The sequence below is a fragment of the Streptomyces sp. NPDC006326 genome (genome assembly GCF_040612915.1).
GTDB lineage: Bacteria > Actinomycetota > Actinomycetes > Streptomycetales > Streptomycetaceae > Streptomyces.
Genome location: NZ_JBEXRC010000012.1, coordinates 122346 through 139393, shown reverse-complemented (window position 1 = coordinate 139393; position 17048 = coordinate 122346). Strand labels below are relative to the sequence as shown.

The window sequence follows — 17048 nt, the reverse complement described above, 5'->3', positions numbered from 1 at the left end:
CGGTGGGGGTCCGGAGAGTCGCAGGTACGTGCAGCACGTCAGCCGTGTCGTGCGGACAGTCCGGTCCTGGATGTCTTGCGTCCCACGGCGCGAGCACATATGCCCTTCCACCGACGCCTCTCCGAGCGTGGCAGGCGCATGCCATGATCTGCGGATGAGTGAGTACTCCTGGCCCGGGGAGAACGGCAGGCGAATCCCCGACGCGGTCTCGGCCTCGACCTGGACTGAGACCGTCCGCGCTCTGCCCGTCGGTGCCCGCATCACCGGAGAGGTCGTCGGCCGACAGCCCTTCGGTGTCTTCCTTTCCATCGACGACCGCCCCGACGCCATGGGCCTGGCCAGGGTCGACAGGATGCCCAGATGCATGGAACTGCCGGCCGTGGGGCAGTGCGTTGCCGGTCAGGTCGTCTGGCACGCCGAGCACAACCACCAGGTAGGGGCCGTGCTCGACGAGTGGGCCGAACACGAAGACCTGCTACCCGGCTTCCGCGCCGGTCAGGTCGTCCGCGGACGCATCAGAAAGATCGCACCCATCGGAGTCTTCATACACCTTGATGACTGCGTCGAGGGACTCGTCCCACTCACCGGGCCGACCGCATCCGTCGAGGCCTTCCGCGACGGTCAGGAAATAGCTGCGCAGATCGTGACGGTCGACCACGAGCGGAACCGGATCCTTCTGGCCGAACCCGTAACTCCTGGACACTGCGCCGGGCAGATCCCGCCCAGCCTGTTCCGGGCACGGCATGACTCGCTAGACGTGACCCAGGTGTAGTGACCCGCAGCGTTGTTGGCGCGGCTGATGGGTGGGTGACCGCCCAGTGCGGTGTGGCAGCGGTGCGGGTTGCAGGTGTGGCGGAAGTGCCAGCGCCGTTGTCCTCTCGCCGTTTGAGGTGTAAGGCCGCTGGTAGGCCCATTCGTCCAGCAGGGTGCGGTTGAAGCGTTCGACCTTGCCGTTGGTCTGCGGCTGGTAGCCGCGGGGCGGCTTGCCGTCCGCGCCTAGGTCGGCCACGGACGGCCAGGGCAGCCTTCGAGGCAGGCCCTTGCGGTAGGCCCACGCGTTGTCGGTGAGAACGCGTTCGATGCGGGTGATGCCGTGAGCGTGGAAGAACGCGGCGGCGGGGGTGAGGAAGCCCGTGCAGGTCGGGACCTTCTCATCGGGGTGGATCTCGCTGCAGCCCACGCGGCTGTGGTCGTCGACGGCCGAGGGCACGTAGTCGAAGCCCACGCCGGACTTCGTCCTGCGGCCGACTTCGCGGCCCAGGGCCGTGTGGCCGCCGCCTTCGGGTATCGGGCTCGCCTCAGGTCGCAGACACGGGCCTCGGTCTCGGCAGCCGTGCGGTGGGGCATCGGGTGCGCACGGCTGAACCGGTCGGCCAGGCCGGCCTTGCCCCCCACGCGGTCCGTCACCGCTGGAACCACTTGTGGGCCGGGGGCCCGGGAGATGCCCTCTCGGCGGCGACATGGGCGACCGGACGCGCCGAGGCAACACGTTCGACCAGCAGCCGCCTACCGAACACGGTCAGCTTGGCATTGCGGTGGGATGTTTGGCGTCGCTCTTCAGCGCCGGCCCGGCGTCCAGTCTTCAGTCCGATCACCGAGCCTGCGGCACCGTTGGAGCCCGCGGTAAAACCGGGGCCGTTCGGTGTCGGCGGGCCGTAGCATCAGCCCATGGGGAAGATCAACAAGCTGATACCGGAGCGGGGGCAGCCTGACACCGTTGCCCTGCACGCCCACGACCCCGACGCACTCGCCCGCTACGTCCTGGACACCGGCAACGCCTGGTGGCGCCGCCGGATCTGCGCGTACGCGCTGGCCGGCCGCGTCCCGGAGGCCCGGGTCCCCGGCCTCATCGACCGGATCCGGGACGAGGACGAGACGGCCGAGGTGCGCATCGCGCTCCTCGACCTCCTAGGGGTCCGGCCGGAGCTCCTGCCCTGGCTGCGCGACAAGGAGCAGCGGGGGGACGGTTCGTACGGCGTCGCCGAGGCGGCCCTGAAGGCCCGTGGCCTGCTCGGCGACCGAACCGCCGCCCCCGGCCTGTCCACGCTCGCGGCCTCGCCCTGGCAGCGGTGGCGGGAGATCGGGGAGGCCGGCCTCGATGGTCTGGTGGAGCACCACGGCGCCGAGGCGATCCTGGCCGAGCTAGGCGAGGACCGTCCTGAGGACCGCCGATTCGCGCTCCGGACGTGGCACCACGCGGGGCAGGACGTGACGCCGTACCTGGCCGACCCAGACCGCGGCATCGCGCATTTCGCCCAGTCACTCATCGCGGACCCGGACCGGCTGCGCGCCTTCCTGGACGAGGCTCCCGCCCCCGAGGCTGCCGTGCGGGCCGCCTGCGCCCTCCATGAGCTCACCGAGGACATTGCGGAGACCCGCCGGATCGACGAGCGGCTCGGCAGCCCGCGGACAGAGGTCGACGGCTTGGACGAGGAACTGCGCCGGGCGATCGTCCACGAGTACGCCCCCCGGTGCGAGCGGCAGAGCGACCCCCGATGGCGCCTCGAAGCCCTGTGCACCGAACCGCCCGGCCGCCCGGACCTGCCCGACCAGCTCGCGCGTGCGACCGCCGCGTTGGCCGCGGCCGGTCTCGCCCCGGACCCGCCGGTCTCCGCCGGCAGCCACCACCAGCAGGGCGACGGCAGCTATCACGTGATCTCATGTGGCGACGAGGACATCTACATCAGCGTCCTCGGACGCTTCGTCACGGGCCACGACGACCGGCATCCCGCCCGGCCGGCCCTGGAGGAGGCCGGTTTCCGGTGGATCGACGGGGTTACCGGAGGCATCCGGGTGACCGGCCTGTGTGTGTACTACTTCGGCGGACGCGAGCCCCTGGACATCGACACCCTGCTGTTCTACTGGCAGGACTGAGCTGGCGATGCCGGGCACGACGCTGAGCAACAGCCCTGGCCGTCAGCCCAGCGAATGGACGACAAGCCGGTTCTGCTCTCCATCGAAGATGCCGGCGAGGACCTCGCCTTCTCGTCGACCCCTCTCGAAAAGGCCGCGCTGATCAACGTGCACGACCAAGACGTCATAGCTGTCGATCACATCTGATATGCCCCGGGCGTGGATCGTGTCCGACCAGGCATCCACGTTCCTGCCGAACCACTCCGGCAGCCCGCACGGCTCCGCGACCGCATCCCAGAAATCTTTGAGTGTCTCAATCTGTCGACCCCGCAAGTCCAGGATCAACTCGCCATCCTTCTTCACCGCAGAAGGTTGACCAACCGAGACACCGCCATGTGGAGACAGACCCTAAGCGGTGGAGGGGTCCTCCAGCGTCGGGATGCACGGGGACAGCAGCGCCTCAGTGTGCTGCGTGACCGTCCCCCGAGCGAGCCTGAGCACGCGCATGTCGTTCCCGTGGGCCGGGTCCTCGTCATCGCGAACATGCAGGAGGCCGTAGGAGCCAGGAGCAACCGTCGCTACATGCTCGAAGAGGCCGACGACATCAGGCGACGATCGGTGATTGGAATGGCCTCCCAGGTGGATGAACGGTTCGCCGTTCATCCACCTGAGGTCAAGGAGGTAGGGACTTGCCATCTGGGCGATGCGGAGCTGAAGCTCATCCACGACATGGCGCAGCCGGACATCATCTTCGTCCTCACCCGCGGTCTCCCTGACCGTGATCCAGCCGTGGTACTCGAACACACTGCGATCCTAACCAGGTCGGCTGGGGCTCAACAGCTCCGACCACGGCAAAATCCGCCGCGGTCCACGGAGTACGGAAGGCGCGGTCCTCGCGCCACAGCTCTGCGCCGGTCGCCACCTCGAAGTCGATGAACCAGTCGCGTACAGACTGTGGCACCGCGCGGTCGCAAAGAGCCTGCCACCGGCGACGGTCGCCTCCTCGATGTCGCCGTAGGGCCCGGTTCCGTCGATCACGCCCTGCGCCCGGCCGTCCGGCCCGAAGGCACGGTAGGAGTACGGTCCGCTGCCCGCCCGCTCCGCCACCCGCACGACGTCGGGGTCGGCAGACACAAGGAACCGCGCCCGTGTCTACGGGCACCCCGCGGCGGGTATCGAGCGGCACGCTCCACCGTTCCTGCCCCGTCAGCCGGGTGCCTGCGGCGAGCTCCACCCTGGCTCACCGGTCCGCCGGATGCGCGCATGGGCCGACACCCACCGAAACCCCTGGCGCGCCGCGCATCGTCGTGCAGTCCTCCGTCAATCTCCACAACGACCGGGACGGTACGAAGGGTTGGAACAACGCGCTCGTCCTGGCCGGGAACGACGGCATCTACAACGCCTACGACGCGTACTTCGACGATCTCGCCCCCCGCCGCGCCAACGACGACTGCTACCAACGGGCATCGCGCCGGTGGCTTCAGCAACGTCAAGGCGCACCACCGGCGCGTCCCCTTACAAGACCCGTTCCAGGACACGGTGGAGACGGTGCTGGGCAACGTGAAGTGCTTCGGCACCTCGAAGTACGGCATCACCGACACACCCCTCACCCGCACCCGCATCCCCCCGGTGCGGCGCGCGTGCCTGACTACTCGTCGGCGTCCTCGGCGAGGGTGTGGGCGACGAGGGCGTTGGCGTGGCCGTGTCCCAAGCCGTGCTCGGACTTGAGCCAGTCGACGAGCTGCATGTGCTTGCTGAGCGGGCTGGCGCGGATGAGCTCCTTCCACTCGGCGATCGGGCGGCCGTACTTCTTCTCGATGGAGGCGAAGTAGCTGGCAGGGCCCTTCACGGTGGCCATGGGTGTCCTCTTTTCCTGTCTGGATGATCTCGATGTTGTTGTTGGTGATGTTGATGATGTTGATGCTGACGCGTTGCGGTCAGCGGTCGGCAGGGGCGGTGGCCAGGCGGGCCGTCAGCGCCGTCAGCCACAGCAGGCCGAAGCCTGCGCCGGCCGTGAAGGCAAGGACGGAGGCGGCCGAGGCCATGAAGCCGGCGAGGACGGCGACCGGGGCGAGCCGCGAGGTCACGGCCCACCTGCGGTGGCCCCGGGCGGCCAGCGAACCGGCGAACACGACGAAGGCGGCGCACAGGGCGAGGTAACCGACCATTCCGGCGGCCATGTGGACGACGCCGTGCCCGCTCATCACGGTCGCATCGGGGGCCCCGGCGGGGAACCCCGCACCGGCGTCGGCCGGGAATGCCGCCGCGGCCCAGAACGAGGCGCCGAAGACGCCGACCAGGACCGGACCCCAGGTGCCACCCGGGCTCCGGCCCAGCACCCGGCGCAGACTGACCGCACCCACGACGAGCAGGGCGCCGGCGAGCAGAAAGTTCGCCGTCTGGATCCAGCCGGCCTGGCCGAGCGCGAGTTGGCTGAGTGCGTTCCGGCGGAAGTCGAAGCCATCACGGGCGAGGCCTTGCGCGGCACCGGCCGCGAGGAACACCGGTCCCGCGGCCATGCCGCCCGTCAGCCATCGGCGTACCGCCGGGGACGTTACCGGAGCGACGTGCTCGGGCGCGCTGAGCGTGTGGGTCATGAACGGGCCTTCCTCACATGATGTTGTCGCTCATTTCGACCGGCGGGGGCCAACAAACTCATCGCTCCGAACGATGTGATCTGGACCACGAATCCCCAGTCGCTCTCCCCCGCGGCACGCACGCCGCGCCGTCGTGGGCTCGGATATGGAGGCATGGGGCATCGACGCCGGTCGCCGAGCTGAAGGTGGTTCGGGGCGGCGGGCCATCCGCCGTCGAGAACAGCGGCGGCAGCACATCTCGGCGACGGCTGCGCTGGCGTCAGGTGGTGCGTTCTGCGAGTTGATCTCGCAGCCGTGCACGTCAGGACACCTGCTCGCCAGGCACTCCACCCACGCAGCGAGGACGCCGGAGAGCGGCCCATCTGAGTGACCGGACCACTCGTTGGTGTGGGCTGCGGAAGCCGTCAAAGGCTATCTCCAGGCGCGATCCTGTGGCAGCAGGACCGTCGGCCGCATACCGTCCGCCCTATGCCTGAGCTACAGCTGCTTCGCCCCGATCACGCGCCCGCGGTCCTCGCCTTCGAGCGAGAGAACCGGGTCTACTTCGTAGCGTCCGTCCCTGACAGAGGTGAGGAGTACTTCGCCCGGTTCGACCAGAGGCACCGTGGGCTGCTGGCCGAGCAGGGGGCCGGAGCCTGTTACTTCCACGTGCTGATCGGCGCGCAGGGCGAGGTGCTGGGGCGGGTCAATCTGGTGGACGTGTCAGACGGCGGGGCCGAACTCGGCTATCGGATCGCAGAGCGGGCTGCGGGCCGCGGGATCGCCACGGCGGCAGTACGGGAAGTGTGCGGCCTCGCAGCCGGCAGGTACGGGTTGACCACCTTGCGGGCCGCCACGACCCTCGACAATGCAGCGTCACGAGCCGTGCTGGCCCGTGCGGGATTTGCCGTTACCGGCGAGACGCAGCTCTGCGGCCGCCCCCGGCCTGACCTAACTTCGCAGCCTCGCAGACTTCTCCACTCGGGACGTCGATCCCGTCACCGGGGTCCAGGAGGGCGTGGTGTGGGCTCCGCGCGCCTGACCATCGCTCTGCGGCGTGCAACCTCCGACCGTGTACCGACGTCGGAGATTTCATGATCGTTTTTCTGGTGATCGGCGTGCCCCTCCTCACAGCGGCCATGACGGGGGCGGTGTTCGTCCGCGCGGGCGTCGCGGTGCGCCACCGCTCGCTGCGTCCGCTGGTGAGGGCGGTCGCCTGCTTCCAACTGGCGCTGGCCGCCTTCGGTGTCGCGGTCCTGGCCTTCGGGTGGGGACACTTGACCGGATTCAGCGTCCCCGACCCCTACGCGCAGTGCAACGGAACAGGACTCGACCGCGAGGCGCCGCAGCGGCACCTGGTGACGAAGTCGGTGTTACCGGTGTCCGTCGTCTGCTCCGAGGGCCGGGACGGCAGAGGCGGAGACGAACAGGTACCAGCCTGGGTCAACCCGACCGTCTACGCGGGCGCCGGGACGGGCGTCGCGGCTCTGCTGGCAACTCCCTTCGCCGCCAGGCGGCACCGCCGCTCCGCCCCAGGCCGGTCCCCGTCGCCGCCCGTACCAGAGCACTGATCACCATCGCAGCCTCACTCATGACCACTCTTCGTCGTCCTCCTCGCGACACTTGACGGCAGAGGTCCCGGCGGGTCGCGGCAGATGGGCTCCGAGTCGCGATCCCCGAGGATTCGGTCACACGTACGATGCAGGCATGATCGTCGCATCCGTGGACCCCACCTCACAGAGTTACGCCGCCGGCCAGGTGGTCGGAGTCCTGTCCGTCGCCGTTGTCGCCATCGTGCTGCTCTGGCGCCTCACCCGCTCCTGGCGTGCGCCGTCGACCGCGGTGGGCGGCGATCCCGCCTCCACCCTGCGTGAGGAGAGGAAGCGGCGGCTGCTCATCATCGGTGTGACGGTGCTGATTGCGGTCGGCGCCGGGTTGAAGGCCGCGGCCTCCTACAACCCCGAGCCCCGGGCCTCGGAGACGGTGGCGACCGCACCTGTTCAGCAGGGCACGGGCGCGCCGGCGGGTACGCGGCGTTCGGTCGTCCTGCCGCCCGGCTTCGCGGGCTACCAGCTGATGACCGGTGAGGCTGCCGAGCGGACCGAGGCCGCGGTGCTGGCGGCTCGCAAGATGCCGGAGGGGTTGAAGACCGGCTTCTACGACAAGGACGGGGATGAAAACCTCGACCTCTTCGTATTCGTCCGCAGTGCGGAGTGGGACCCGAAGATCCTCCAGGAGAAGGCAAACGAGTCGATCGCGCAGGAGTTCCGCAACTTTTTCGCCGGGTCGAAGGCCCGCAACGTGACCCGCTTCGACCCGGGCCCGTACGGTGGGGGCCTCAGCTGCGGCCTTGCCCAAGGCCCTGACGGCGACCAGGCAGTCTGCGCCTGGAGCGACGCCACGACCTTCGCCGGTGTCCGGATGGTGCACCAGACCACCCTCAACGAAGCTGCCCAGGCCACCCTCGCACTCCGCAACGCCGCCATGAAGTAAACGCATAGCTGTCGCGGCGGTCGCGCAACCGGCCGGACCCGCTCCAGAGTCGACTTGCGAACAGGCCGCCGCCCGCCTCCTGTTCCCGCTGGATCTCAATGCGGACCATGCGATGCCTGCCCGTGGGCCCAGCGGCAGCGCGTCGGCTTGCGCCTGGTCCCCGCCTACTCCTCGCGGCCCTGCCCGCGGCCTGCGGATGCGTCACCGTCCACCTCGGCCCTATCCAGCCCCGGGGCCTGCTCCTCCAGACTGTTGGCGGCTGACCGCAAGCACGCCGCCGGCCTCCGGCCGGTGGCGCCGGGCAGCGGGCCGGCACTGCCCTTCTCCCCAAAGGAGGCACATGCCGGAGAGCAACAGGGCAACCCCGAGAAGTAGGGCGACCTGGCCGCCGAGGCGGCCGGCGAGGGTGCCTCGGTCGGTGAGCAACACGCACAAGAGTCAGCTCGAACCCGGAACAGTACGGCGGCCGGGCTTTCGAGGGCGGCGACCGTCCGCGTCCCGCGCAGCGTGTCCTTGTGGCGGCCGCTGCGATCTGAGACGACCACAAGGGGTGTGCGTCCACGAAGGACGGCGTCGAGCCAGGCCTCCAGGCTCCCCGTGCTGCCCGGCGAACTGCGTACGCCGACGTGACCTGCACCGGACACCTGGTCCCGATGAAACGCTTGAGCGGGCTTCGGCCAAGTACTGGATGAGGCGGCCGACCGGGCCGGCTACGCAGGGGAGGAACCGGGTGCGCAGCCCACGACACGAGACCGGCCCGCCGGATCTCACCACGCCCGAGGGGTTCGGGGCGTTCTACGAGGAACACATCGACTCCGTCCTCGGATTCGTCACGCGCCGGGTCACCGACCCGCACCTGGCGGCCGACCTGACGGCGGACATATTCCTCGCCGCCATGGGTTCGGCCGCCGGCTATCGGCCCAACAGGGGGGCGCCGATCGCCTGGCTGTTCGGAATAGCCCGCAACGTCCTGTCGGGCCACGCCCGCGGGCTCGCCCGCGAAAGCGGCGCGCTGGCGCGGCTCAGCGGCCGGCGTCTCCTCGAAGACGAGGACGTCGCCGCGCTGGAAGAACGCATCGACGCCCAGCGTGCCTTCAGGGAGCTGGCCCAGCGCCACGCCGCCCTGTCCGAACCGCTGCGCGCCGCCCTCGACCTCGTCGTCATCGATGAGCTCACCCCGGCCGAGGCCGCGCAAGCCCTCAGCGTCACCCGGGCGACGATCCGCGTCCGCCTGCACCGCGCCCGGCGCGCGCTGGGCGCCCCGGGCTCCGTCACCGAAGGTCAGCTGGAGGTAGCCCGATGAGTGCCAGGCCCAGCGGTTTCGAGGACCGCCTCAAGGCGGCGCTCCTGGCCCGCCTCCCGGAGGAACCGCCTGCGACCCCCACCCGGTCCTTCGCCCGGCGGTACGGCATCCCGCTCGCTGTGGGCGTCGCAACGGCGGCGGTCGTCGCCGTGATGGCCCTGCCGGGGAGCTCTCGCCACGACACCCGGCCGGCTGACGGCTCCGCCGGGGCGCCCGAGATCAGGAAGGACGCGGACGGCTCGCTGCGGTTCCGGATGCCGGAGCCGGGCGAGATTCCGGCGCTCGTGGAGGCGTTGAAAAAGCTGGGTGTCCCGGCGGTGCTGGTCCCCAGGCGACCTCCGTCGCAGTGCTCCGAGCACGGTGGGGGCTACCGCGGTCCGCAGGCCGACCGTGATGCGGAGGTGCTCCAGCACTCCGCCGACGGCTTCGACTTCAAGGTCGATGCGAAAACGGTGCCGCCCGGATACTCGCTCACGTTCGACTGGGCGGAGTACTACCCGCTCGGCGGGGAGGGGATCAGCTTCGGTGTGATCGAGACCTCCAAGGTCCCGTCCTGCGCGATCGACTACTCCGAAGGCCTGGAGGAGCTGCTGAAATCCGGCTCTGGCGCGCCTACGGGAGAGCCCGCGAACACGATTCGGGTTCCCGTGCCCACGGTCGATGAACTGCCCGAACTGGTGCGCAGGCTCCAGGCGCAGGGGGTCAGCGTCGCGGTGACCGAGAAGAAACCCGCGGCGGAATGCCCGCATGTGGGCGGAGGGTACCGCGGTCCGCAGGCCGATCCGGAGGCCGAGTTGCGCGGCAACGGCCGGGACATCACCACGCTGAAGATCAACTCCAAGACGGTCCCTCCGGGGTACACCCTCGTGTTCTCGAAGCCGGCGAGACCGTCGAGCCCGTACGCGCACGTCGGGGCCGGTGTGAAGGAGACCTCGAAGGTCACGCCCTGCGAGATCGACTACTCGCCGAGCGACTAGGAAGTCGCCGCACTCGTGGAGTACGTGGCGCCGCCGGCACCGTCGTCGGCCCCTGCCACCCGGCGGGCCGACCGCAGCCACACACCGGCCTGGTTGTCCGGGTGGACTTCGTAGCAGCGGACCGCGCACCAGGTGGCAGTGGCGAGTTACGAGCGTGCGAGCGTGCGAGCCAGGCTGATGGCCAGCCGTCGCGGCGAGCGGCGCTTCACTTCACGCCACCACATCCCCGACCCCCACCGGGTACGGGCCGGCGGGTCGGTCGGGCTTCGGATGTGACAATTGCTGCGCACCAGGTGCCAGCCCAGCGATGCCGGGCCTGCATCACCGGTCTTGCACCGCTTCGCCAGATCGGAGAGTCCATGGCCATTCCACAGCGTTGGCGGCTGCAGGGCACTGCCTCTGATGGGTACTCCGGCAAGGAGGCCGGAGAGTTGCTCGTACGCAGACTGGACTGGGCGAGCCAGGAGACGTGGTTCGAGAATGGCCAGGGTCGGCTTCTGTCCGTGGTCACCAACGGCGAGCGGGCGATGGTTGCCCTGCTGGACGACTCGGCTGGGCTTGGTGAGCACCTCGTCGACCCAGAGGGCACGGGCATTTCCGGCGGGTACGTCCTGGCCAACGGACAGATCGACACGTACTCCGATCGGGACACTGTGCCCTTCCCCGTCGCCTGCCGGGCCGTCGCCCACTTCATCGAGCACGGCCACTGGCCACACGATGTGGTCGCAGAGGACAACCGCGGTTCCTGAGCCCGGAGCACATCCGGCGCCCGCCTCGGGGCAGATGCCCCGGGCGGGCCCCGGAGGGGGGTGTCTACGGGACGTCGATGCCGGCTGCCCGTAGCTTCGCCTCGATCAGAGCGGTCATGCGGGCCCAGGCGGGTTTCTGGTCCTCGGCATGGTGACTGAGCAGCTCGCGCCTGAGGGCGCCGTCCTCGCGGGCCTGGAGGCCGGACAGGCTGGGCAGGAGCGAGGGGTCTGCGATGAAGTGGTCGGCTATGGCGGCGGCGATCTCCTCCACTCTTGGGTCGTCGGGGTCCAGGTCGCCGGCGCGCATGTTGAGTTTCATCAAGGAGACGTAGTGGGGGTCTTCCAGGCCGTGCTCGATCTGTGCGACGTAGCCGTCCAGGGTCTCCGGTGCCAAGGCCCTGACCAGGACCAGGGCGTCTCGGGCCGTGGTCACGTCCTCGGTGGTGAAGCCGAGCGCGGGCAGCTTTTCCAGCAGCGCGCAGGCATGCTCCGGCAGCAGGACCCGGTCGCCGTCGGCGAGCTGGTGGAGCAGCTCGCGTCGGGCGACCAGGTCGTCGATCCGTTCGGTGAGGCGCCGTTCGACGTCGACGAGCGCGGCGGCGAACCGGTCGGGATCGGCGTCGAGGATGGTCCGGATCTCGGCCAGGGGGATGCCTGCTCCGGCCAGGGTGCGGACCTGGACGAGCCGGAGCAGGTCGGCTGATCCGTAGCGCCGGTAGCCGGAACTGTCGCGGCGGGGTTCCTCGATCAGGCCGTGCAGGTGGTAGTGGCGGATGGTCTTCGCCGTGACGCCGGCGAACGCCGCGGCCTGGCCGATGGTGATGCCTTGGGTCATGGCGATCAGTGAACGTCGTCCTGCCGGAGGGCCGCAACTTCCCGGACCGCGGCGGCGATGGCGCCGAAGTCCTTGCGCACCACGGTCGAGTGGTTGCTCGACACCGTCGCGCTGACCTGCACGTGCGGATTGCGGGCCAGGACCGGGTCGAGGGTGGCGCGCATTGCGGTGTGGCCTTCCTCGGTGCTGCCCAGGCTGGCGCCGGAGGCCACGACGAACCGCATCGGGAACGTGACCAGATCGAAGACCGGGCCGCTCGCGGCGACGATCTCGTTCAGCTCGATGTTGATGTCGGCATGCTGATCGGCCGACATCCGGGCCGCCAGTCCCAGCCTGCGGGTCAGCGGCATCGTCCAGGCGAACCTGCGGAACAGCCGTCGGATCTCCTCCTTGCCGGCCTCCCGGCCGCCCTCGACGGTGGCGAGGTAGTCCCACGGGTAGCCGCCGTCGACCATGACCACACCCGCGACGCGGTCCGGGTGCCGGGTGGCCCAGTGCAGCGCGAGCGCGGCTCCGTAGGACCAGCCCACCAGCACCGGCCGCTCGGCCCCGGTTGCGTCCAGGACCGCGTCGACATCCCGGATACAGGCCTCGAAGGAGTAGTCCGCCGACTTCTTCGAACGGCCACGGGCGCGCTCGTCGTAGGTGATGTGACGCCAGCCGGTGCCCAGTTCGCTGGTGACGGGCCGCCAGTTGCGCTGGGTGGCGTAGGAACCGTTGAGGTAGACCACGGGCCGGCCCGGTCCCCGTGTATCGGTCACGGCCAGGGCCGTGTCCTCCACCGGCACCATGCCGGTCCAGGTCGAGGGGGAGGTGCGGTTCGAGATCGAGATCGAGTTCGTCATGCGTTCAGCGTGGACCTTGACCTTAGGTCAAGGTCAAGCCGCTCCATCTGATGGCTTGCCGCGGGCTCCTCAACGGCCGTTGACCGCATCCGTGAAACAGCGTCTCCGCTGATTCAGCACTCACCCGTCGGACGTGAGTCTCCCGGCGTGGAACGACGCCGGCGTCTCCCCCGTTTCTACGACCGTCAACTGTGCTGAGGATCAAGGGGGCCGCTGTGGCGATGGTAGCCATGTCCTTCCAGGCGTTCGTATGCCTACTCGTTGTGTTCGCGCTGGTGGAGAGCGCATGGCGGTGGTTCTCCGGGCTGGGACTGATTCCGTGGCTGCGCAGGCGCACGGGGCGGTCGTTGTCGAACACGGTCTTCGACGAATTCACCGCAGTCGTGCACGGGAACAAGACGGTCGAGCTGGAGCAGCGGCGGGTGGAGCTGCTGCAGCGGGACGACGAGACCGATGGTGCGCCGCCCCGCTCCAGCATCGACCTGACCAACGGCACCGCGTTCATCGTGGTGCCGCAGAGAGCGGACAGTCAATGCGTCGATGGGGCCGATACACCTGAGGGCCGGCGATGAGGCAACGCGAACGGGAGGGAGCGGACGTGAAACCGTCCGCACTGTGGGGGCGTATCGCATGCACGTGGGCGGTCGTGTTCGCCGGGTTGCACTTCTACTGGGCCGTCGGCGGCGATGTGGGACTGAGCGTCTCGGCCGGACCGCTGGCCGACGAGCGCCCGCAGTGGTTCGTCATAGCCGGTTTGTGGGGCGTGGGCGCGCTCTGTCTCCTCGGCGCCCTGCTGGCGTGGCTGCTTGCCCCGTCCAGGCTCCCGGGCGGTCCCGCGCTCATGGCACGGTGGTCGGGGTGGGGCGTCAGTGCTCTCCTGCTGGCCCGTGGCATCGGCGTCGAGGTGCTGCTGCTGACGAACGCAACGCACCTGGACACCGCTGTGAGCACGGGGCAGCGGGCCTGGACGCTGGCCCTCTGGAACCCCTGGTTCATCGCGGGAGGACTGGCCTTCGGCCTCGCTGCCCTGCGGGCCGGCAGGCCCACCGGTGCAGAACCGCCACCCGCGCCAGGACGCTGATTGCGCCACGCGCAGCGGGATTCCCTAGGGGTGCGTGATCTCCTCCCGGAGGGCTTGGATGAACGCGGCGACGTGTGGGCGGTCACGGCGGCGGGCGATCGTGGCAACGCCGATGTGCCTGGCCGGAGCGGGCGGTTGGATCGGGACGAGGTGCACACCCGGCACCGTCGGGACGAGCGCGATGGAAGGAATCAGCGAGATCCCCATGCCCGCGGCGACAAGGGAACGGGCGAAGAAGTAATCGGTGGTGGTGCCGCGCACCTCGGGTTCAAAGCCTGCGCGCTCTGCGTAGCGGCGCAGAAATGCCTCGGTCTTGCGGCATCCGAGCACCCACGGCTCGGATGCCAGTTCGGCGAGGGCGAGCGACTCGCGATCCGCGAGTCGATGCCCTTGCGGCATGACGACATGCAAGGGGTCTTCCAGAAGTTCGGTCCACTGCAGGCTGGAGCCCGGGCCGGGCCCGACGGGCAGCGGACCGTCGAAGTGGTAGGCGAGAGCGAGGTCGACAGCGCCTTGGCGGACCAGGGGCAAGGTGTCCTCCGGCTCTCCTTCCCTGACGTGGAGCAGGATTTCGGGGTGGGCTGCCGTGAAGCGGGTGAGGGCGCCGGGCAGCAGGTGCCTGCCGCCGCTGGTGAAGGTGGCCACGGTGAGCTGTACGCGGCCCGTGCTGAGCCGTTCAACCTGCTGCTTCGCCAGTTCGAGCTCGGCTGCGACGGATTCGGCGGCGCCGACCATGATCTGACCGGCCTGAGTGAGGGTGACCCCACGCGTGCTGCGGGCCACCACCCGGGCGCCGAGGCTGCGTTCCAACACCGCTACGTGCTGGGAGACGGCGGAGGGGGTGAGGCGAAGAGCCGCGGCCGCCTTGCTGAAGCTGCCGTGATCCGCCACCGCGCGCAGGACGCGCAGCCGCTGCACATCGATCAACAGTAATCCTTAACGCGCTTCCAGTAAGCCATCACTTCTGCTGATGACGATACGTCTCCAGGATGAGGGCATGCAAAGGATCTGCGTCATCGGCGGAAGCCGGTACTTCGGAAAGCTCCTGGTCGAACGCCTGGCGGCCACCGGCCACCAGGTCACTGTGATCAACCGGGGCTCCCACCAGCCGCCCGCCCCCGTCGAGCACCTCGTGGTCGACCGCAACGACGAGGCATCCCTCCTTGCCGCGCTCGGCCCGCGCACCTTCGACGTGGTGGTGGACCAGGTCTGCTACACACCCGTGCAGGCCGCGATCGCCGCCCGCGCCTTCGCCGGCCGCACCCGGCGCTACGTCATGACCTCCACGATCGAGGTCTACGACCCGGCCACCGCCGCGCTGCCGGCCGTGCCGGCGGGTGTCCCGGTGCGGGAGGAGAGCGTGGACCCGGCGACGTGGCGGGTGGCCTTGGACCTGCCCTGGCACGACGAGGCGTACCTGGATGCCCACTACGCCGAGGGCAAGCGCCAGGCGGAGGCCGTCCTCACCCGCGCCGGCGGTTTCGCGTTCGCCTCCGTGCGCAGTGCGCACGTGCTCGGCGGCGGTGTGCAGGAGTTCACCGGCCGGCTTGCGCACTACGCCGAGCACGTGCGCCAGGGCAAGGAGATCACTGTGCACGCGAAGGCACTGCCGACGGTGTTCATCCACTACGAGGAGCTGGCGGACCTGCTGCTGTGGGCGGCCACCGCCACCGGCTTCCGTGGTCCGGTCAATGCCTGCTCCGACGGCCTGCTCGACGTACGCGCCCTCACCGCGATCGTTGCCGCACAGGCCGGCCGGGACCCCAGCTACCGGGTGGTCGCGGCGGGCGAACCGGCTTCGCCGTTCTCCTACGACCGCCACTACGCCATGAGCAACGCCCGTGCGAAGGGGTGGGGTTTCGCCTTCTCCCGCACCGTCGACTGGCTGCCCGGCGCCGTAGCCGAAGCCCTCGCCGCATCCCCCGCCCCCGCCCCCGCCGCCTGAGGAGCACCGACCGCCATGCACCACCGCACCCTCGCAGACACCACCGTCAGCGCCATCGGCCTGGGTGCCATGCCGCTGTCCATCGAGCACCGCCCGGACGAGGGGCGGGCCATCGCCACCGTCCACGCCGCCCTCGACGCCGGCGTCACGCTCATCGACACCGCCGACAGCTACCACTGGCACGCCGGCGAGGCGGGGCACAACGAGCTGCTGATCGCCCGCGCGCTGGCCCAGTACGGCGGCGACACTTCCGGCGTCCTGATCGCCACCAAGGGTGGCCGCGGCCGGCCGGGCGACGGCAGCTGGACCGTCAACGGCGCCCCGCAACACATCAAGCGCGCTGCCGAAGACTCGGCCAAGCGGCTGGGCGTCGACGCGATCGGCCTGTACCAGCTGCACAAGCCGGACCCGGCGGTGCCCTGGGCTGAGTCCGTCGGCGCCCTGCGCGAACTCCTCGACGCCGGCACGATCCGCGCCGCCGGCATCTCCAACGTCACCACCGCACAGATCCGCGAGGCCCACGCAATCCTCGGCGGCGGTCTCGCCTCCGTACAGAACCAGTACTCGCCCGCGGTCCGCGACAGCGAGCCCCAGCTGCGGCTGAGCACCGAGCTGGGCCTGGCGTTCCTCCCCTGGAGCCCTCTCGGCGGCATCACCCGCAGCGCCCTCGACGGCCCCTCCGGCCCGACCTCCGCGGGCACCGCTTTCCACCGCGTAGCGGCCGCACGCGGCGTCAGCCCGCAGCAGGTCGCCCTGGCCTGGCTGCTCACCCGCTCCCCGGCCGTGATCCCGGTGCCCGGAGCCAGCCGCCCGGCTTCCATCGCCGACTCCGCCCGGGCCGCGCACCTCGACCTGAACAGGGCAGAGCTGGCGGAACTCGACCAGGCACTGCCGGCCTGAACCAGGCAGGGCGTCGTCGCGGACGCCGGCGCCACGCCATGATAGAAGTTGACATCCATGTCAGGTTCGAGTCGTCACCATGCGGGGTGTGGAATGCGGATCGGCGAACTGGCCCGGCGCAGCGGGGTGAGCGAGCGTTCCCTGCGCTACTACGAGACACAGGGACTGCTGCCCGCTCAGCGCACCCCCGGCGGCCACCGGGAGTACGCCGAGTGGGCGGTGGATCGCGTCGTACGCATCCAGATGCTCTATGCCGCGGGCCTGAACAGCGGCAAGATCGCACAGCTGCTGCCCTGCCTGGGCGATGACGGCCGCCCGAACGAGGTGGCCACTCCTCGGCTGACCGCCAACCTCGCCGCGGAGCGCGACCGCATCAACCGTACGATCGCGGATCTGGTTCGCTCGCGCGAGGTCCTGGACGAAGTGATCGATGCGGCCTCGCAGAGCGGGGCCACCGGGCCGGAGTCCCTCACACGAAGCGGCTGAAGGCC

At 69.9% G+C, this 17048-nt stretch carries 20 protein-coding genes and 1 pseudogene; 13 read left to right on the top strand and 8 right to left on the bottom strand.

Annotated features, from left to right (window positions below; translation table 11 throughout):
* Window positions 1–154: 154 nt before the first annotated feature.
* Entirely contained in the window at window positions 155–772 is a 618-nt protein-coding gene (locus ABZ128_RS12905) for a S1 RNA-binding domain-containing protein (protein WP_356848046.1), read from the top strand.
* Here the strand turns inward: ABZ128_RS12905 and ABZ128_RS12900 are convergent.
* Window positions 769–1586 (bottom strand): annotated as a pseudogene (locus ABZ128_RS12900) (leucine zipper domain-containing protein); the annotation flags it as partial. The gene ABZ128_RS12905 and the pseudogene ABZ128_RS12900 overlap by 4 nt on opposite strands.
* 82 nt (window positions 1587–1668) lie before the next feature.
* On the opposite strand from ABZ128_RS12900, the gene ABZ128_RS12895 reads away from it, so the two are divergent.
* Window positions 1669–2874: a hypothetical protein gene (locus ABZ128_RS12895; protein WP_356848044.1), complete on the top strand. Its 1206-nt coding sequence runs from the start codon at window positions 1669–1671 to the stop codon at window positions 2872–2874.
* A gap of 42 nt (window positions 2875–2916) precedes the next feature.
* Here the strand turns inward: ABZ128_RS12895 and ABZ128_RS12890 are convergent, their stop codons facing one another.
* The 4 genes from ABZ128_RS12890 to ABZ128_RS12875 all read right to left on the bottom strand — a co-directional run bounded on the left by ABZ128_RS12890 (window position 2917) and on the right by ABZ128_RS12875 (window position 5450).
* Window positions 2917–3216: a barstar family protein gene (locus tag ABZ128_RS12890; protein ID WP_356848043.1), complete on the bottom strand. Its 300-nt coding sequence runs from the start codon at window positions 3214–3216 to the stop codon at window positions 2917–2919.
* A 45-nt stretch (window positions 3217–3261) separates the two neighbouring features.
* Window positions 3262–3657 carry an Imm7 family immunity protein gene (locus ABZ128_RS12885; protein ID WP_356848041.1) on the bottom strand — a complete coding sequence of 132 codons (396 nt, stop codon included), beginning with the start codon at window positions 3655–3657 and terminating at the stop codon, window positions 3262–3264.
* A gap of 844 nt (window positions 3658–4501) precedes the next feature.
* A complete protein-coding gene (locus tag ABZ128_RS12880; RefSeq protein WP_356848039.1) occupies window positions 4502–4711 on the bottom strand; it encodes a DUF4287 domain-containing protein in 210 nt (69 codons plus the stop codon).
* Window positions 4712–4790: 79 nt separating this feature from the next.
* Complete coding sequence (locus ABZ128_RS12875; RefSeq protein WP_356848038.1) at window positions 4791–5450, bottom strand: DUF998 domain-containing protein; 660 nt, start codon at window positions 5448–5450, stop codon at window positions 4791–4793.
* A 468-nt stretch (window positions 5451–5918) separates the two neighbouring features.
* Here ABZ128_RS12875 and ABZ128_RS12870 point away from each other — a divergent pair, with 468 nt between their 5' ends.
* The 6 genes from ABZ128_RS12870 to ABZ128_RS12845 all read left to right on the top strand — a co-directional run bounded on the left by ABZ128_RS12870 (window position 5919) and on the right by ABZ128_RS12845 (window position 10951).
* Window positions 5919–6527 (top strand): GNAT family N-acetyltransferase, encoded by a 609-nt coding sequence (locus tag ABZ128_RS12870; RefSeq protein WP_356848036.1) that lies wholly within the window; start codon window positions 5919–5921, stop codon window positions 6525–6527.
* Window positions 6524–7000: a hypothetical protein gene (locus ABZ128_RS12865; RefSeq protein ID WP_356848035.1), complete on the top strand. Its 477-nt coding sequence runs from the start codon at window positions 6524–6526 to the stop codon at window positions 6998–7000. The genes ABZ128_RS12870 and ABZ128_RS12865 overlap by 4 nt, the downstream gene beginning before the upstream one ends.
* Window positions 7001–7136: 136 nt before the next feature.
* A complete protein-coding gene (locus tag ABZ128_RS12860) occupies window positions 7137–7922 on the top strand; it encodes a hypothetical protein (RefSeq protein WP_356848034.1) in 786 nt (261 codons plus the stop codon).
* A 730-nt stretch (window positions 7923–8652) separates the two neighbouring features.
* The gene (locus ABZ128_RS12855; protein WP_356848032.1) at window positions 8653–9225 is read left to right on the top strand and encodes an RNA polymerase sigma factor; all 573 of its coding nucleotides are present in this window, start codon (window positions 8653–8655) and stop codon (window positions 9223–9225) included.
* On the top strand, window positions 9222–10202 hold the full coding sequence (locus ABZ128_RS12850; RefSeq protein ID WP_356848031.1) for a hypothetical protein: 981 nt from the start codon (window positions 9222–9224) through the stop codon (window positions 10200–10202). Before ABZ128_RS12855 ends, ABZ128_RS12850 begins: the two co-directional genes overlap by 4 nt.
* 359 nt (window positions 10203–10561) lie before the next feature.
* On the top strand, window positions 10562–10951 hold the full coding sequence (locus tag ABZ128_RS12845) for a hypothetical protein (protein ID WP_356848029.1): 390 nt from the start codon (window positions 10562–10564) through the stop codon (window positions 10949–10951).
* Window positions 10952–11015: 64 nt separating this feature from the next.
* Here ABZ128_RS12845 and ABZ128_RS12840 read toward each other — a convergent pair whose 3' ends face one another.
* Together ABZ128_RS12840 and ABZ128_RS12835 are read right to left on the bottom strand one after the other, a co-directional pair.
* Window positions 11016–11786 carry a MerR family transcriptional regulator gene (locus ABZ128_RS12840; RefSeq protein WP_356848028.1) on the bottom strand — a complete coding sequence of 257 codons (771 nt, stop codon included), beginning with the start codon at window positions 11784–11786 and terminating at the stop codon, window positions 11016–11018.
* 5 nt (window positions 11787–11791) lie between these two features.
* Complete coding sequence (locus tag ABZ128_RS12835; RefSeq protein WP_356848026.1) at window positions 11792–12631, bottom strand: alpha/beta hydrolase; 840 nt, start codon at window positions 12629–12631, stop codon at window positions 11792–11794.
* Between the two features lie 221 nt (window positions 12632–12852).
* Here ABZ128_RS12835 and ABZ128_RS12830 point away from each other — a divergent pair, with 221 nt between their 5' ends.
* Entirely contained in the window at window positions 12853–13203 is a 351-nt protein-coding gene (locus tag ABZ128_RS12830) for a DUF6191 domain-containing protein (RefSeq protein WP_356848071.1), read from the top strand.
* 26 nt (window positions 13204–13229) lie between these two features.
* Window positions 13230–13712, top strand: a complete 483-nt coding sequence (locus ABZ128_RS12825; RefSeq protein ID WP_356848024.1) for a DUF3995 domain-containing protein — start codon at window positions 13230–13232, stop codon at window positions 13710–13712.
* 24 nt (window positions 13713–13736) lie between these two features.
* Here the strand turns inward: ABZ128_RS12825 and ABZ128_RS12820 are convergent, their stop codons facing one another.
* Window positions 13737–14639 carry a LysR family transcriptional regulator gene (locus ABZ128_RS12820; protein ID WP_356848022.1) on the bottom strand — a complete coding sequence of 301 codons (903 nt, stop codon included), beginning with the start codon at window positions 14637–14639 and terminating at the stop codon, window positions 13737–13739.
* 70 nt (window positions 14640–14709) lie between these two features.
* Here ABZ128_RS12820 and ABZ128_RS12815 point away from each other — a divergent pair, with 70 nt between their 5' ends.
* The 3 genes from ABZ128_RS12815 (at window position 14710) to ABZ128_RS12805 (ending at window position 17043) form a co-directional block, all read left to right on the top strand.
* Window positions 14710–15657, top strand: a complete 948-nt coding sequence (locus tag ABZ128_RS12815) for an NAD-dependent epimerase/dehydratase family protein (RefSeq protein WP_356848020.1) — start codon at window positions 14710–14712, stop codon at window positions 15655–15657.
* Between the two features lie 15 nt (window positions 15658–15672).
* Window positions 15673–16557 carry an aldo/keto reductase gene (locus ABZ128_RS12810; protein WP_356848018.1) on the top strand — a complete coding sequence of 295 codons (885 nt, stop codon included), beginning with the start codon at window positions 15673–15675 and terminating at the stop codon, window positions 16555–16557.
* 93 nt (window positions 16558–16650) lie between these two features.
* A complete protein-coding gene (locus ABZ128_RS12805; protein ID WP_356848017.1) occupies window positions 16651–17043 on the top strand; it encodes a MerR family transcriptional regulator in 393 nt (130 codons plus the stop codon).
* The last annotated feature ends 5 nt before the right edge of the window (window positions 17044–17048 follow it).